Here is a 13,072-nt window from a genome sequence, read left to right on the forward strand (position 1 = left end):
ACAGAGGAACTTGTATGGGTGGTATCAGTATTTGGCAGTTATTGATTATTGCCGTCATCGTTGTACTGCTTTTTGGCACCAAAAAGCTCGGCTCCATCGGTTCCGATCTTGGTGCGTCGATCAAAGGCTTTAAAAAAGCAATGAGCGATGATGAACCAAAGCAGGATAAAACCAGTCAGGATGCTGATTTTACTGCGAAAACTATCGCCGATAAGCAGGCGGATGCGAATCAGGAACAGGCTAAAACAGAAGACGCGAAGCGCCACGATAAAGAGCAGGTGTAATCCGTGTTTGATATCGGTTTTAGCGAACTGCTATTGGTATTCATCATCGGCCTCGTAGTTCTGGGGCCGCAACGACTGCCTGTGGCGGTAAAAACGGTAGCGGGCTGGATTCGCGCGTTGCGTTCACTGGCGACAACGGTGCAGAACGAACTGACCCAGGAGTTAAAACTCCAGGAGTTTCAGGACAGCCTGAAAAAGGTTGAAAAGGCGAGTCTCACCAACTTGACGCCCGAACTGAAAGCGTCAATGGATGAACTGCGCCAGGCTGCGGAGTCGATGAAGCGTTCCTACGTTGCGAATGACCCTGAAAAGGCGAGCGATGAAGCGCACACCATTCATAACCCCGTGGTGAAAGACAATGAGGCTGCGCATGAAGGCGTAACGCCTGCCGCTCCACAAACGCAGGCCAGTTCGCCGGAACAGAAGCCTGAAACCACGCCAGAGCCGGTGGTAAAACCTGCTGCGGACGCTGAACCGAAAACCGCTGCACCTTCCCCTTCGTCGAGTGATAAACCGTAAACATGTCTGTAGAAGATACTCAACCGCTTATCACGCATCTGATTGAGCTGCGTAAGCGTCTGCTGAACTGCATTATCGCGGTGATCGTGATATTCCTGTGTTTGGTCTATTTCGCCAATGATATCTATCACCTGGTATCCGCGCCGTTGATCAAGCAGTTGCCGCAAGGTTCAACGATGATCGCCACCGACGTGGCCTCGCCGTTCTTTACGCCAATCAAGCTGACCTTTATGGTGTCGCTGATTCTGTCAGCGCCGGTGATTCTCTATCAGGTGTGGGCATTTATCGCTCCTGCACTGTATAAGCACGAACGTCGCCTTGTGGTGCCGCTGCTGGTTTCCAGTTCTCTGCTGTTTTATATCGGCATGGCGTTTGCTTATTTCGTGGTCTTCCCGCTGGCGTTTGGTTTCCTTGCCAATACCGCGCCTGAAGGGGTGCAAGTATCCACCGACATTGCCAGCTATTTGAGCTTCGTGATGGCGCTGTTTATGGCGTTTGGTATCTCCTTTGAAGTGCCTGTGGCGATTGTGCTGCTGTGCTGGATGGGGATTACCTCGCCAGAGGACTTACGCAAAAAACGTCCGTATGTGCTGGTTGGTGCATTCGTCGTCGGGATGCTGCTGACGCCACCGGATGTCTTCTCGCAAACGCTGCTGGCGATCCCGATGTACTGCCTGTTTGAAATTGGTGTCTTCTTCTCGCGCTTTTATGTTGGTAAAGGCCGAAACCGGGAAGAAGAAAACGACGCTGAAGCAGAAAGCGAAAAAACTGAAGAATAAACTCAACCGCCCGTCAGGGCGGTTGTCATATGGAGTGCAGGATGTTTGATATTGGCGTTAATCTAACCAGTTCGCAATTTGCGAAAGACCGTGATGATGTCGTAGCGCGCGCTTTTGACGCGGGAGTTGATGGGCTACTCATCACCGGCACTAACCTGCGCGAAAGCCAGCAGGCGCAAAAGCTGGCGCGTCAGTATTCGTCCTGTTGGTCAACGGCGGGTGTGCATCCTCATGACAGCAGTCAGTGGCAAGCTACGACCGAAGAAGCGATTATTGAATTGGCCGCGCAGCCAGAAGTGGTGGCGATTGGTGAGTGTGGCCTCGACTTTAACCGCAACTTTTCCACGCCGGAAGAGCAAGAACGCGCTTTTGTCTCCCAGTTGCGCATTGCCGCAGAGTTAAATATGCCGGTATTTATGCACTGTCGTGATGCCCACGAGCGGTTTATGACACTGCTGGAACCGTGGCTGGATAAACTGCCTGGTGCGGTGTTGCACTGTTTTACCGGCACACGCGAAGAGATGCAGGCATGCGTGGCGCGAGGAATTTATATCGGCATTACTGGTTGGGTGTGCGATGAACGACGCGGACTAGAGCTGCGGGAACTGTTGCCATTTATTCCGGCAGAGAAATTGCTGGTTGAGACAGATGCACCGTATTTGCTTCCGCGCGATCTCACGCCGAAGCCATCGTCACGGCGTAATGAGCCAGCCTGTCTGCCCCATATTTTGCAACGTATTGCGCACTGGCGTGGGGAAGATGCCGCATGGCTGGCTGCCACCACGGATGCCAATGTCAAAAAGTTATTTAGGATTGCGTTCTAGAGTTTGCGGAACTCGGTGTTCTTCACGCTGTGCTTAATCTCTTTATTGATAAGATTAAGCAATAGCATAGAGCGAGCCTCGCCGTCGGGTTCGGTGAAAATGGCCTGAAAACCTTCGAAAGCGCCTTCGGTGATAATCACTTTATCACCAGGATATGGCGTCGCCGGATCAACAATGTCTTCCGGTTTATACACCGACAGTTGATGAATTACTGCAGATGGGACTATCGCCGGCGATGCGCCAAAGCGCACAAAGTGGCTGACGCCGCGGGTAGCACTGATGGTTGTGGTATGAATCACTTCCGGGTCAAATTCCACAAACAAGTAGTTGGGGAACAATGGTTCACTGACTGCGGTACGTTTGCCTCGCACGATTTTTTCCAGGGTGATCATCGGCGCCAGGCAATTCACCGCCTGTCTTTCGAGGTGTTCCTGGGCACGTTGAAGTTGCCCGCGCTTGCAGTACAGTAAATACCAGGATTGCATAATGACTCTTATCCGTTTAATCGGGGCGCAAGGATAGCAAAAGCTTTACGCTAAGTTAATTATATTCCCCGGTTTGCGTTATGCCGTCAGAGTTCACGCTAATTTAACAAATTTACAGCATCGCGAAGATGAACGCCGTATAATGGGCGAAGATTAAGAGGCTACAATGGACGCCATGAAATATAACGATTTACGCGACTTCCTGACGCTGCTTGAACAGCAGGGTGAGCTAAAACGTATCACGCTCCCGGTGGATCCGCATCTGGAAATCACTGAAATTGCTGACCGCACTCTGCGTGCCGGTGGACCTGCGTTGTTGTTTGAAAACCCCAAAGGTTATTCGATGCCGGTGCTGTGCAACCTGTTTGGTACACCAAAGCGCGTGGCGATGGGCATGGGCCAGGAAGATGTTTCGGCGCTGCGTGAAGTCGGTAAATTATTGGCGTTTCTGAAAGAGCCGGAGCCGCCAAAAGGTTTCCGCGACCTGTTTGATAAACTGCCGCAGTTTAAGCAAGTATTGAACATGCCGACAAAGCGACTGCGCGGGGCGCCTTGCCAACAAAAAATCGTCACTGGCGATGACGTCGATCTCAATCGCATTCCCATTATGACCTGCTGGCCGGAAGACGCCGCACCGCTGATTACCTGGGGACTGACCGTAACGCGCGGCCCGCATAAAGAGCGGCAGAATCTGGGCATTTATCGCCAGCAGCTGATTGGTAAAAACAAACTGATTATGCGCTGGTTGTCGCATCGCGGCGGCGCGCTGGATTATCAGGAGTGGTGCGCGGCGCATCCGGGCGAACGTTTCCCGGTTTCTGTGGCGCTGGGTGCTGATCCAGCAACCATTCTCGGTGCAGTGACGCCAGTCCCGGATACGTTGTCGGAATACGCCTTTGCCGGATTGCTACGTGGCACCAAAACCGAAGTGGTAAAATGTATTTCCAATGACCTCGAAGTGCCTGCCAGTGCAGAAATTGTGCTGGAAGGGTATATCGAACAAGGCGAAACTGCGCCGGAAGGGCCGTATGGCGACCATACCGGTTACTATAACGAAGTCGATAGTTTCCCGGTATTTACCGTGACGCATATTACCCAGCGTGAAGATGCAATTTACCATTCCACCTATACCGGGCGTCCGCCAGATGAACCCGCGGTACTGGGCGTGGCGTTGAACGAAGTGTTCGTGCCGATTCTGCAAAAACAGTTCCCGGAAATTGTTGATTTTTATCTGCCGCCGGAAGGCTGTTCTTATCGCCTGGCGGTAGTGACAATCAAAAAACAGTACGCTGGACACGCAAAGCGCGTCATGATGGGCGTCTGGTCATTCTTACGCCAGTTTATGTACACTAAGTTCGTGATCGTCTGCGATGATGATGTCAACGCACGCGACTGGAACGATGTGATTTGGGCCATTACCACCCGTATGGACCCAGCGCGGGATACGGTGTTGGTAGAAAATACGCCTATTGATTATCTGGATTTTGCCTCGCCTGTTTCCGGGCTGGGTTCAAAAATGGGGCTGGATGCCACGAATAAATGGCCAGGGGAAACCCAGCGTGAATGGGGACGTCCCATCAAAAAAGATCCGGACGTTGTCGCACATATTGACGCCATCTGGGATGAACTGGCTATTTTTAACAACGGTAAAAGCGCCTGATGCGCGTTTGTTTTGCCCTATTTATCGATCCGACAGAGAAAGCGCATGACAACCTTAAGCTGTAAAGTGACCTCGGTAGAAGCTATCACGGATACCGTATATCGTGTTCGCATCGTGCCAGACGCGGCCTTTTCTTTCCGTGCTGGTCAGTATTTGATGGTGGTGATGGACGAGCGCGACAAACGCCCGTTCTCAATGGCTTCGACGCCGAATGAACAAGGTTTCATTGAGCTGCACATTGGCGCTTCGGAAATCAACCTCTACGCCAAAGCCGTTATGGATCGCATCCTCAAAGATCATCAAATCCTGGTGGATATTCCCCACGGTGAAGCGTGGCTGCGCGATGATGAAGAACGTCCGATGATTTTGATTGCAGGCGGCACCGGGTTCTCTTATGCGCGCTCGATTTTGCTGACAGCGCTGGCGCGTAACCCAAACCGTGATATCACCATTTACTGGGGCGGGCGTGAAGAGCAACACCTTTATGATTTGTCCGAGCTTGAGGCGCTTTCTCTGAAGCATCCTGGTTTGCGTGTGGTGCCGGTGGTTGAACAACCAGAAGCGGGCTGGCGCGGTCGTACTGGTACGGTATTAACAGCGGTATTGCAGGATCACGGTACGCTGGCGGAGCATGATATCTATATTGCTGGTCGCTTTGAGATGGCGAAAATCGCCCGTGACCTGTTCTGCAATGAGCGTAATGCGCGGGAAGATCGCCTGTTTGGCGATGCGTTTGCGTTTATCTAAGCCATAAAAAACCCGCCCCTGACAGGCGGGAAGAACGGCAACTAAAATTTTATACAGTGGCATTTAGATCTATGTCGTATCCGGCAATCGGTGCATGATGCCTGATGCGACGCTGGCGCGTCTTATCAGGCCTACATTGGTGCCGGATCGGTAGGCCGGTTAAGGCGTTCACGCCGCATCCGGCAAGTGGTTAAACCCGCTCAAACACCGTTGCAATACCCTGGCCCAGACCGATACACATCGTCGCCAGACCAAACTGGGCATCTTTGCGTTCCATGAGATTCAGCAGCGTGGTGCTGATACGCGCACCGGAACAACCCAGTGGATGACCCAGCGCGATCGCGCCACCGTTGAGGTTGATCTTCTCGTCAATCTGCTCCATTAGCCCCAGATCTTTAATACATGGCAGGATCTGCGCGGCAAAGGCTTCATTCATTTCAAATACGCCGATATCGCTGGCAGAAAGCCCCGCTTTTTTCAGCGCCAGCTTCGAGGCCGGAACCGGGCCGTAACCCATAATCGACGGATCACAACCAACGACTGCCATCGAACGCACGCGGGCGCGCGGCTTAAGACCTAATTCACGGGCGCGGCTTTCACTCATCACCAGCATGGCAGCTGCGCCATCGGAAAGCGCAGAAGATGTACCTGCCGTTACCGTACCGCTTACCGGATCAAACGCCGGACGCAGCGTGGCGAGGGCTTCCACGGTGGTTTCCGGGCGAATCACTTCGTCGTAATTAAACTGCTTCAATACGCCGTCGGCATCGTGACCACCGGTCGGGATAATTTCATTTTTAAATGCACCCGACTGCGTGGCGGCCCAGGCGCGGGCGTGTGACCGCGCGGCAAAGGCATCCTGCATTTCACGGCTGATACCGTGCATACGCGCCAGCATTTCTGCCGTTAAGCCCATCATGCCCGCCGCTTTGGCGACATTGCGGCTCAGGCCGGGGTGAAAATCGACGCCGTGACTCATCGGCACATGGCCCATATGCTCCACGCCGCCAACCAGACATGCCTGCGCATCGCCAGTCATGATCATTCGTGCTGCGTCATGCAATGCCTGCATGGATGAACCACACAAGCGATTGACGGTAACCGCCGGGACAGAGTGCGGCACTTCTGCCAGCAGCGCCGCGTTGCGGGCGATATTAAAACCTTGCTCCAGCGTCTGCTGTACACAGCCCCAGTAAATATCGTCGAGGGCAGCCGCTTCCAGCGCCGGGTTACGCGCCAGCAGGCTACGCATTAAATGAGCGGAGAGATCTTCCGCACGCACGTTACGAAAAGCACCGCCCTTCGAACGGCCCATCGGGGTGCGAATTGCATCGACAATGACAACCTGTTCCATTGTGACTCCTTAAGCCGTTTTCAGGTCGCCAACCGGACGGGCTGGCTCAACCGGGGGATAGTACGGTTCGTTATGACGTGCTTTATTACGCAGACCTTCCGGCACTTCATACAGCGGGCCGAGGTGCTGATATTGCTGTGCCATATCGAGGTATTTTGCGCTGCCGAGGGTGTCCAGCCAGCGGAACGCGCCGCCGTGGAACGGAGGGAAGCCCAGGCCGTAGACCAGCGCCATATCCGCTTCTGCCGGAGTGGCGATAATGCCTTCCTCCAGACAGCGCACCACTTCGTTGACCATCGGGATCATCATGCGGGCGATAATCTCTTCTTCGCTGAAATCGCGCTTCGGCTGGCTGACTTCTGCCAGCAGGTCGTCAACAGCGGCGTCTTCTTCTTTCTTCGGCTTACCTTTGCTGTCTTCTTTATAACGCCAGAAACCGAGGCCGTTCTTCTGACCAAAGCGGTTGGCATCAAACAGCGCGTCGATGGCATCGCGATAATCTTTCTGCATCCGCTGCGGGAAGCCCGCTGCCATGACTGCCTGAGCGTGATGCGCGGTGTCAATGCCCACCACATCCAGCAGATATGCCGGACCCATCGGCCAGCCAAACTGTTTTTCCATCACTTTGTCGATCTTGCGGAAATCCGCGCCGTCGCGCAGCAACTGGCTGAAACCGGCGAAATACGGGAACAGCACGCGGTTGACGAAGAAGCCGGGGCAATCGTTAACCACAATCGGCGTTTTACCCATCTTGCTCGCCCAGGCGACGACTTTCGCAATAGTTTCGTCGGAGCTTTTCTCGCCGCGAATAATTTCCACCAACGGCATTCGGTGGACCGGGTTAAAGAAGTGCATCCCGCAGAAGTTTTCCGGACGTTCCAGCGCGTTGGCCAGTTCGCTGATAGGAATGGTTGAAGTGTTAGACGCCAGCACGGTATCCGGGCGTACTTTCTGCTCGGTTTCTGCCAGTACGGCTTTTTTCACTTTCGGGTTTTCGACAACCGCTTCTACCACAACATCCACGCGGTCAAACCCGGCGTAGTCGAGCGTTGGGTGGATTGTAGAGATCACGCCAGCCAGTTTCAGACCATCGATCTTGCCGCGCTCAAGCTGCTTGTTCAGTAGTTTCGCGGCTTCGGTCATGCCGAGGGTTAACGACTTGTCGTTGATATCTTTCATGACAACCGGCACGCCTTTCCACGCAGACTGGTAAGCGATGCCGCCGCCCATAATGCCTGCGCCCAGCACAGCGGCCTGTTTCGGGGTTTCAACGTCTTTGGTGAGTTTCTTCGCTTTGCCTTTTACATATTGATCGTTAAGGAATATGCCGACCAGTGCGCGAGCTTCGTTGGTATGCGCCAGCGGGACAAAACTTTTGTTTTCCAGGTTTAGAGCTTCTTCACGACCAAAACGGGCCGCAGCTTCAATGGTTTTTACTGCGGTGATGGGGGCCGGATAATGTTTCCCCGCCGTTTGTGCGACCATCCCTTTAGCGATGGTGAAGCTCATGGTAGCTTCAATCTTGCTCAGTTTTAGCGGTTCCAGCTTCGGCTGACGTTTCGCTTTCCAGTCGAGGTCGCCGTTAATGGCCTGGCGTAAAATCGCCATCGCCCCTTCAATCAGTTTTTCTGCTTTGACTACGCCATCTACCAGACCGATTTTCAGCGCCTGGTCCGCGCCGACATCTTTACCGGCGGCAATGATTTCCAGCGCACTGTCAGCGCCCAGCATACGTGGCATACGTACAGAACCGCCAAAGCCCGGCATGATGCCCAGTTTGGTTTCCGGCAGACCGATGCGCAGATCCGGCGTCGCCAGACGGTAATCGGTCGCCAGCACGCATTCGCAGCCACCGCCCAGCGCATAGCCATTGACGGCAGCAATGGTCGGCACCGGCAGATCTTCCAGGCGATTAAACACGCTATTGGCAAAGTGCAGCCACTGACTTAACTGTTCTTCAGGAACGAGGAACAGGGACAAAAATTCGGTGATATCAGCACCGACGATAAAGGCTGCTTTGTTCGAACGCAGCAGCAGCCCTTTTAGATCTGATTGCTGTTCCAGCACGCCGATGGCCTCGCCGAGGCTGGCGACGGTCGCAGTGTCGAGTTTATTAACTGAACCTGGGGCATCAAATACCAGTTCGGCAATGCCATCTTCCAGCCAGTCAAGGTACAGGGTGTCGCCTTTGTAAAGCATGTCAGTCTCCTGAATCCGCAAGGTGATCTGGTCGTACCAGATGCATCGAAGTGTGTATTTTGTGTTAAAAATATGCAAATAAAAGATTAAAGAAATGCCGATCTGATCACGCTCGGCAGAAATCACGCTCTGGATGAACGATGTGCTAAGATGCGGAGACTAAAGGTCAAAAAAACAGAAGGGTAAAAAATGGAATCACTGGCCTCGCTCTATAAAAATCATATAGCTACATTGCAGGAACGAACTCGCGATGCGCTGACGCGCTTCAAGCTGGATGCGTTACTTATTCACTCCGGCGAACTGTTCAACGTTTTTCTCGACGATCATCCCTATCCGTTTAAAGTGAACCCGCAATTCAAAGCGTGGGTGCCGGTAACTCAGGTGCCAAACTGCTGGTTGCTGGTGGATGGCGTGAACAAGCCGAAACTGTGGTTTTATCTGCCGGTTGATTACTGGCACAACGTCGAACCGCTGCCGACCTCCTTCTGGACTGAAGATGTGGAAGTGATCGCGCTGCCGAAAGCCGATGGCATTGGTAGCCTGCTGCCTGCTGCGCGCGGCAATATCGGTTATATCGGTCCGGTGCCGGAGCGTGCGCTGCAACTGGGTATTGAGGCCAGCAACATCAACCCGAAAGGGGTTATCGACTACCTGCATTACTATCGCTCCTTCAAAACCGAGTACGAACTGGCCTGTATGCGTGAAGCGCAGAAAATGGCGGTCAACGGTCATCGTGCGGCAGAAGAAGCGTTCCGTTCTGGCATGAGCGAGTTCGATATCAACATTGCCTATCTGACCGCGACCGGTCATCGTGATACCGACGTACCTTACAGCAACATTGTGGCGCTTAACGAACACGCTGCGGTGCTGCATTACACCAAACTGGATCATCAGGCGCCGGAAGAGATGCGCAGCTTCCTGCTGGATGCCGGGGCCGAATATAACGGCTATGCCGCTGACCTGACCCGTACCTGGTCGGCAAAAAGTGACAACGATTACGCACAGCTGGTGAAAGACGTAAATGATGAACAACTGGCGCTGATCGCGACCATGAAAGCTGGCGTTAGCTATGTGGATTACCACATCCAGTTCCATCAGCGCATCGCCAAATTGCTGCGTAAACATCAAATCATCACCGATATGAGTGAAGAAGCGATGGTCGAAAACGATCTCACCGGACCGTTTATGCCGCACGGTATCGGCCATCCGCTGGGCCTGCAGGTGCATGACGTCGCCGGTTTTATGCAGGATGATAGCGGTACGCACCTCGCGGCACCGGCAAAATATCCGTACCTGCGCTGCACCCGTATTCTCCAGCCGGGCATGGTGTTAACCATCGAACCGGGTATCTACTTCATTGAATCGCTACTGGCACCGTGGCGTGAAGGGCAGTTCAGCAAGCACTTCAACTGGCAGAAAATTGAAGCACTGAAACCGTTCGGCGGCATTCGTATCGAAGACAACGTGGTGATCCACGAAAATAACGTGGAAAACATGACCCGGGATCTGAAACTGGCGTGATGGAAAGCTGGTTAATTCCTGCGGCACCGGTCACGGTCGTTGAAGAGATCAAAAAAAGCCGCTTCATAACGATGTTGGCGCATACCGATGGCGTTGAGGCGGCGAAAGCGTTTGTTGAATCGGTGCGGGCAGAACACCCCGATGCCCGCCACCATTGCGTGGCGTGGGTGGCGGGTGCGCCGGATGATTCTCAACAGCTGGGTTTCTCTGACGACGGGGAGCCGGCGGGAACGGCAGGTAAACCGATGCTCGCCCAGCTAATGGGCAGCGGCGTTGGGGAAATTACCGCTGTGGTGGTGCGCTACTACGGCGGCATATTGCTTGGCACCGGTGGGTTAGTGAAAGCGTATGGCGGCGGCGTGAATCAGGCGCTGCGGCAGCTAACGACCCAACGCAAGACGCCATTAACCGAATATACTTTGCAATGTGAATATAGTCAGTTAACCGGCATTGAAGCGTTGCTGGGGCAGTGTGACGGCAAAATTATCAACAGTGATTATCAGGCATTCGTTCTGCTGCGGGTGGCGTTTCCAGCGGCGAAAGTGGCTGAATTTTCCGCAAAGCTGGCGGATTTTAGCCGTGGTTCATTGCAATTGTTCGCGATTGAAGAATAATCCCCACTTCATTTTGCAGAACTAAGGAAGCGGCAGAGATGCATTTTCGCGCCATTACCCGAATCGTTGGACTACTGGTCATCTTATTTTCAGGGACCATGATTATCCCTGGGCTGGTAGCACTCATCTACCGGGATGGAGCGGGCCGCGCTTTTACCCAGACCTTTTTTGTCGCCCTCGCCATTGGCTCTATGCTGTGGTGGCCGAACCGTAAAGAGAAGGGCGAACTGAAATCCCGTGAAGGGTTTCTGATAGTGGTGCTGTTCTGGACCGTGCTGGGTAGTGTCGGTGCGCTCCCTTTTATCTTCTCGGAAAGCCCGAACCTCACGATTACCGATGCGTTTTTTGAATCTTTCTCTGGCCTGACCACCACCGGGGCCACTACGCTGGTGGGGCTGGATTCGCTCCCTCATGCCATCCTCTTTTATCGCCAGATGCTGCAATGGTTTGGCGGGATGGGGATCATCGTGTTAGCGGTTGCGATACTGCCTATCCTCGGCGTGGGTGGGATGCAGCTCTATCGCGCAGAAATGCCCGGCCCGCTGAAAGATAACAAAATGCGCCCGCGAATTGCGGAAACGGCGAAAACCCTGTGGTTGATTTATGTCTTGCTGACCGTCGCCTGTGCGCTGGCGTTGTGGTTTGCCGGAATGGATGCCTTTGATGCCATCGGCCATAGCTTTGCGACTATCGCTATTGGCGGCTTCTCGACACATGATGCCAGTATCGGTTATTTCGACAGCCCGACTATTAACACTATCATTGCTATCTTCCTGCTGATCTCCGGCTGTAACTACGGTCTGCACTTTTCACTGTTAAGTGGGCGTAGTCTGAAGGTTTATTGGCGCGATCCGGAATTTCGCATGTTTATCGGCGTACAGTTTACGCTGGTGGTTATTTGTACACTCGTACTGTGGTTTCACAATGTCTACAGTTCGGCGCTGATGACAATTAACCAGGCGTTTTTCCAGGTGGTGTCGATGGCGACAACCGCCGGGTTTACGACTGACAGCATTGCCCGCTGGCCGCTCTTTTTGCCGGTACTGCTTTTATGTTCAGCTTTTATCGGCGGTTGTGCCGGGTCAACGGGCGGTGGCCTGAAAGTGATCCGCATCCTGCTGCTGTTCAAGCAGGGGAACCGTGAACTAAAACGACTGGTGCACCCGAACGCCGTCTATAGCATTAAGCTGGGGAATCGCGCACTGCCGGAACGTATCCTCGAAGCCGTTTGGGGATTTTTCTCCGCCTATGCATTGGTGTTTATTGTCAGTATGCTGGCAATTATCGCCACGGGCGTGGATGACTTTTCTGCCTTTGCGTCGGTTGTTGCGACACTGAATAACCTGGGGCCAGGGCTTGGCGTGGTAGCTGATAACTTTACCAGCATGAACCCGGTGGCTAAATGGATCCTGATTGCCAACATGCTGTTTGGTCGTCTGGAAGTCTTTACTTTGCTGGTGCTCTTTACCCCGACTTTCTGGCGTGAATGATGGAGTAATACGTGAAAACATTAATTCTTTTCTCAACAAGGGACGGACAAACACGCGAGATTGCCTCGTACCTGGCCTCGGAACTGAAAGAGCTGGGGATCCAGGCAGATGTCGTCAATGTGCATCGCACCGAAGAACCACAATGGGAAAACTACGACCGTGTGGTGATTGGCGCTTCTATTCGCTACGGTCATTACCACTCTGCGTTCCAGGCATTTGTCAAAAAGCATGCCACCCGCCTGAACTCAATGCCGAGCGCCTTTTACTCCGTCAACCTGGTGGCACGCAAGCCGGAGAAGCGGACTGTGCAGACCAACAGCTACGCGCGGAAGTTTCTGATGAACTCACAATGGCGTCCCGATCGCTGTGCCGTTATTGCTGGGGCGCTGCGTTATCCACGCTATCGTTGGTACGACCGTTTTATGATCAAGCTGATTATGAAGATGTCAGGTGGAGAAACAGATACGCGCAAAGAGGTTGTCTATACCGATTGGGAGCAGGTCGCGAATTTTGCCCGAGAAATCGCTCATTTAACCAACAAGTCGATGTCGAAATAAGCATAAAGAATAAAAAACGCGCATTCGGAAAATTATTTT

General features: G+C 53.3%; 13 protein-coding genes. 10 read left to right on the plus strand and 3 right to left on the minus strand.

The window, feature by feature from the left end; genetic code table 11:
- Positions 1–14 precede the first annotated feature (14 nt).
- From tatA to tatD, 4 genes are read left to right on the plus strand one after another with little or no spacing between them, the layout of a single operon-like run.
- On the plus strand, positions 15–284 hold the full coding sequence (gene tatA / locus D9742_RS19975) for a Sec-independent protein translocase subunit TatA (protein WP_130209472.1): 270 nt from the start codon (positions 15–17) through the stop codon (positions 282–284).
- A gap of 3 nt (positions 285–287) precedes the next feature.
- Complete coding sequence (gene tatB, locus D9742_RS19980) at positions 288–803, plus strand: Sec-independent protein translocase protein TatB (protein ID WP_130238004.1); 516 nt, start codon at positions 288–290, stop codon at positions 801–803.
- A 2-nt stretch (positions 804–805) separates the two neighbouring features.
- Complete coding sequence (tatC, locus tag D9742_RS19985; protein WP_000109937.1) at positions 806–1,582, plus strand: Sec-independent protein translocase subunit TatC; 777 nt, start codon at positions 806–808, stop codon at positions 1,580–1,582.
- A gap of 41 nt (positions 1,583–1,623) precedes the next feature.
- The gene (gene tatD / locus D9742_RS19990) at positions 1,624–2,406 is read left to right on the plus strand and encodes a 3'-5' ssDNA/RNA exonuclease TatD (protein ID WP_130238005.1); all 783 of its coding nucleotides are present in this window, start codon (positions 1,624–1,626) and stop codon (positions 2,404–2,406) included.
- Here the strand turns inward: tatD and rfaH are convergent.
- The gene (gene rfaH / locus D9742_RS19995) at positions 2,403–2,891 is read right to left on the minus strand and encodes a transcription/translation regulatory transformer protein RfaH (RefSeq protein ID WP_130209478.1); all 489 of its coding nucleotides are present in this window, start codon (positions 2,889–2,891) and stop codon (positions 2,403–2,405) included. The genes tatD and rfaH overlap by 4 nt on opposite strands.
- 166 nt (positions 2,892–3,057) lie before the next feature.
- Here rfaH and ubiD point away from each other — a divergent pair, with 166 nt between their 5' ends.
- Complete coding sequence (gene ubiD, locus D9742_RS20000) at positions 3,058–4,551, plus strand: 4-hydroxy-3-polyprenylbenzoate decarboxylase (RefSeq protein ID WP_130238006.1); 1,494 nt, start codon at positions 3,058–3,060, stop codon at positions 4,549–4,551.
- A gap of 45 nt (positions 4,552–4,596) precedes the next feature.
- Positions 4,597–5,298: an NAD(P)H-flavin reductase gene (gene fre / locus D9742_RS20005; RefSeq protein ID WP_130238007.1), complete on the plus strand. Its 702-nt coding sequence runs from the start codon at positions 4,597–4,599 to the stop codon at positions 5,296–5,298.
- Between the two features lie 190 nt (positions 5,299–5,488).
- Here fre and fadA read toward each other — a convergent pair whose 3' ends face one another.
- Positions 5,489–6,652 (minus strand): acetyl-CoA C-acyltransferase FadA, encoded by a 1,164-nt coding sequence (gene fadA / locus D9742_RS20010; protein ID WP_130209482.1) that lies wholly within the window; start codon positions 6,650–6,652, stop codon positions 5,489–5,491.
- A 9-nt stretch (positions 6,653–6,661) separates the two neighbouring features.
- Positions 6,662–8,851 (minus strand): fatty acid oxidation complex subunit alpha FadB, encoded by a 2,190-nt coding sequence (fadB, locus tag D9742_RS20015; protein ID WP_001612082.1) that lies wholly within the window; start codon positions 8,849–8,851, stop codon positions 6,662–6,664.
- 189 nt (positions 8,852–9,040) lie between these two features.
- Here fadB and pepQ point away from each other — a divergent pair, with 189 nt between their 5' ends.
- Genes pepQ through hemG form a run of 4 tightly spaced genes read left to right on the plus strand, consistent with a single transcriptional unit; the run spans position 9,041 to position 13,033 of the window.
- Complete coding sequence (gene pepQ / locus D9742_RS20020) at positions 9,041–10,372, plus strand: Xaa-Pro dipeptidase (protein WP_000444583.1); 1,332 nt, start codon at positions 9,041–9,043, stop codon at positions 10,370–10,372.
- A complete protein-coding gene (locus D9742_RS20025) occupies positions 10,372–10,986 on the plus strand; it encodes an IMPACT family protein (RefSeq protein ID WP_130238008.1) in 615 nt (204 codons plus the stop codon). The genes pepQ and D9742_RS20025 overlap by 1 nt, the downstream gene beginning before the upstream one ends.
- A 38-nt stretch (positions 10,987–11,024) precedes the next feature.
- Positions 11,025–12,476 carry a Trk system potassium transporter TrkH gene (gene trkH / locus D9742_RS20030; RefSeq protein ID WP_000545677.1) on the plus strand — a complete coding sequence of 484 codons (1,452 nt, stop codon included), beginning with the start codon at positions 11,025–11,027 and terminating at the stop codon, positions 12,474–12,476.
- Positions 12,477–12,487: 11 nt separating this feature from the next.
- Positions 12,488–13,033, plus strand: coding sequence for a menaquinone-dependent protoporphyrinogen IX dehydrogenase (gene hemG / locus D9742_RS20035; RefSeq protein ID WP_130238009.1), 546 nt, complete (start codon positions 12,488–12,490; stop codon positions 13,031–13,033).
- The last annotated feature ends 39 nt before the right edge of the window (positions 13,034–13,072 follow it).

It is taken from the genome of Escherichia sp. E1V33 (assembly GCF_004211955.1).
In the GTDB taxonomy this organism is placed as follows: Bacteria; Pseudomonadota; Gammaproteobacteria; order Enterobacterales; family Enterobacteriaceae; genus Escherichia.

Excerpts from the sequence above, each read along its gene's own strand:
- tatA (WP_130209472.1), top strand. The coding sequence starts at position 15 with ATGGGTGGTATCAGTATTTGGCAGTTATTGATTATTGCCGTCATCGTT.
- tatC (WP_000109937.1), top strand. The coding sequence starts at position 806 with ATGTCTGTAGAAGATACTCAACCGCTTATCACGCATCTGATTGAGCTG.
- tatD (WP_130238005.1), top strand. The coding sequence starts at position 1,624 with ATGTTTGATATTGGCGTTAATCTAACCAGTTCGCAATTTGCGAAAGAC.
- rfaH (WP_130209478.1), bottom strand. The coding sequence starts at position 2,891 with ATGCAATCCTGGTATTTACTGTACTGCAAGCGCGGGCAACTTCAACGT.
- ubiD (WP_130238006.1), top strand. The coding sequence starts at position 3,058 with ATGGACGCCATGAAATATAACGATTTACGCGACTTCCTGACGCTGCTT.
- fre (WP_130238007.1), top strand. The coding sequence starts at position 4,597 with ATGACAACCTTAAGCTGTAAAGTGACCTCGGTAGAAGCTATCACGGAT.
- fadA (WP_130209482.1), bottom strand. The coding sequence starts at position 6,652 with ATGGAACAGGTTGTCATTGTCGATGCAATTCGCACCCCGATGGGCCGT.
- fadB (WP_001612082.1), bottom strand. The coding sequence starts at position 8,851 with ATGCTTTACAAAGGCGACACCCTGTACCTTGACTGGCTGGAAGATGGC.
- pepQ (WP_000444583.1), top strand. The coding sequence starts at position 9,041 with ATGGAATCACTGGCCTCGCTCTATAAAAATCATATAGCTACATTGCAG.
- D9742_RS20025 (WP_130238008.1), top strand. The coding sequence starts at position 10,372 with ATGGAAAGCTGGTTAATTCCTGCGGCACCGGTCACGGTCGTTGAAGAG.
- trkH (WP_000545677.1), top strand. The coding sequence starts at position 11,025 with ATGCATTTTCGCGCCATTACCCGAATCGTTGGACTACTGGTCATCTTA.